Origin of the sequence: Winogradskyella psychrotolerans RS-3, assembly GCF_000427335.1 — a bacterium.
In the GTDB taxonomy this organism is placed as follows: Bacteria; Bacteroidota; Bacteroidia; order Flavobacteriales; family Flavobacteriaceae; genus Winogradskyella; species Winogradskyella psychrotolerans.
This window is the reverse complement of sequence record NZ_ATMR01000024.1, coordinates 1-697: the sequence shown is the minus strand read 5'-3', so window position 1 is coordinate 697 and position 697 is coordinate 1. Positions and strand designations below refer to the sequence as shown.

The 697-nt window shown below is 44.6% G+C and carries 1 protein-coding gene; it reads right to left on the bottom strand.

What is annotated here, in order from left to right:
• Positions 1-697, bottom strand: a 697-nt coding sequence (locus ADIWIN_RS02040; protein ID WP_200859778.1) for a magnesium transporter, incomplete at both ends; no start/stop codon positions are given.

The following is a 697-nucleotide window of genomic DNA, read 5'->3' as shown; positions in this document are numbered from 1 at the left end:
GATTCTTCCTACAAGTTTGTTTTAACATTACTACTGGGACAGCCTCCAAGTCATACTTCCGCATAATTTCAGCTACCTCTTCACCAGCCATATAAGTAGGTACAGATATAAGGCTGTCTTCGTAAAGGTCGGCCACTTTAGTATCCGAAGAGGCAAGGATTAACTTTTTCAAGGCTACCCGACCTAGTAATTGCTCCTTATTGTCTACCACATAAATGCTAAAGATCTTCTCTACATTTTCAGCCTGTCTCCTGATTTCATCGATCGTTTGCACCACGGTCCAGTTCAGGTTGGCTTTGATGATCTCTTTAGCCATCAATCCACCAGCACTGTCTTCATCGTAACGAAGGAGCTCAATAATATGAAGCGACTTTTCTTTGGCTGCAAGATGGCTAATAACGGCTTCACGGTCATTTACCACCAATTGATTCAACACATCTACCGCGTCATCGGAATCCATGTGATCTATAAGCGTGGCCAACTCCTCCGGTGGCATCGCCTTGATCACTTTGTACTGCGGGTCCTCATCCAGCTCAATCAATATGTCTGCAGAAAAATCCGGATCAAGGGCCCTTAAAACAAAAAGGGCCTCCATCATGTCCAGCTCATCCAATAAGGCAGCTACATCTGCTTTATTGGCATCCTGCATAGATTCCTGGATGGATGCTATGTGCTCGCCAGTAATGTTCTCCTTTAG